The sequence below is a fragment of the Pseudomonas sp. DF5 genome (assembly GCF_058148225.1).
In genome coordinates this window covers 1-1550 of the sequence record NZ_JBYVYM010000061.1, presented here as the reverse complement: position 1 = coordinate 1550, position 1550 = coordinate 1, and the positions used below count along the sequence as shown (strand labels likewise).

1 protein-coding gene is annotated in these 1550 nt (G+C 59.8%); it reads left to right on the top strand.

The genetic code is table 11. The features are described from left to right. Nucleotides 1-168: 168 nt before the first annotated feature. The coding region (locus AC30D7_RS28690) for a beta strand repeat-containing protein (protein ID WP_490136322.1) at nt 169-1550 on the top strand (1382 nt) is incomplete at its 3' end.

Genomic DNA, 1550 nt, shown 5'->3' with positions numbered 1-1550 from the left:
TTGTACCGGGCGCGTTACAAATTTGCGGCGGTTGGCTCAAGCTTTGTGTCGTTTGTGTCGATAAATCTCCACTGCTTCGTTTATTGAAAGACTCGTCAGCGACCTGCGTTTGCAGGTCGTCGTGGCGACAGGTATCTGGTTCAACAACATGGCAAGGAAGAAGTCGAAATGGCAGTGATAAACGGGACAAACGGCGTGGATACGCTGACAGGTACCAGTGGGGATGATGAGATCAATGCCTTGGGTGGCAATGATGTGATCAAAGGGAGTGCCGGTGCAGATAAGCTGGATGGCGGCACTGGTACTGATACGGTCGATTACTCGGCGTCGGCCGCTGCGGTGAACGTTGATATTCGTCTGGGTACGGGGCTGGCCGGCACCGGCGGCGACGCCGAGGGTGACACTTTGGTCAACGTTGAAAAGGTCATCGGTTCAGCATTCAACGACAGCTTCACCGTTGCACTGGGCGGGATAGCATTCGAAGGCGGTGCAGGGGACGATATCTACTACATCAACACCAGCGCCACGCCGACCATCGTCGAGCTGGCCAATGGCGGTAACGATGAAATGCGCGTGTCGGTGGTCAACCCCAGCCACACCTTCATGGCCGCCAACATCGAGCGCCTGACCTTTGTCGGCACAGGCGCGCACACCGGTTGGGGCAATGCCAGCGACAACATCATCACCGGCGGTTCGGGCAACGACACGCTGTACGGTGGCGCGGGGGCCGACCAGTTCATCGGTGGTGCCGGTTACGACACGGCGGGTTATAGCGACAGCACCGTGGCGGTGAACATCAACCTGAAGACCGGGGTGTATTCCGGGATCGGGGCGGGGGATACCTTCACCGATATCGAGGCGATCAAGGGCTCGAACTACAACGACACCTTTGTCGGCGATGGTCGAGGCACGGACTTCGACGGCGGGGTCGGCATAGACACGGTTGACTACTCGACGTCGGCCGCCGGGGTGAACGTTGAGGTCCGCTTTGGCACAGGCCTGGCCGGCACTGGTGGAGACGCCGAAGGCAGCACCCTCACCAGTATCGAGAACGTCATCGGCTCGGCGTTCAATGACACGCTCACTTCCGGCCCGGATCACACCGCAACCGCTATCAGGCTGGAGGGCGGTGCCGGGGACGATATCTATTACATCAACACTGGCACTACACCGACCATCGTCGAGCTGGCCGGTGGCGGCAATGATGAAGTGCGCGTCTCGGTGATCAACCCCAGCGGCACCATCCTGGCAGCCAACGTCGAGCGCTTGACCTACACCGGCAGCCAGGCCTTCATCGGTTATGGCAATGCCAGCGACAACATTATCACCGGCGGTTCTGGCAACGACACGCTGTACGGTGGCACGGGCGCCGACCAGTTTATCGGCGGCGCCGGGCTGGACACCGTGGGTTACACCGACAGTACGGTCGGCGTGACGGTCAATCTGAAAACCGGTGTGAATACCGGCATTGCGGTGGGCGACACCTTCACTGACATCGAGGCGATCAAAGGTTCGAACTACAACGACACCTTTGTCGGCGATGGCCGGGG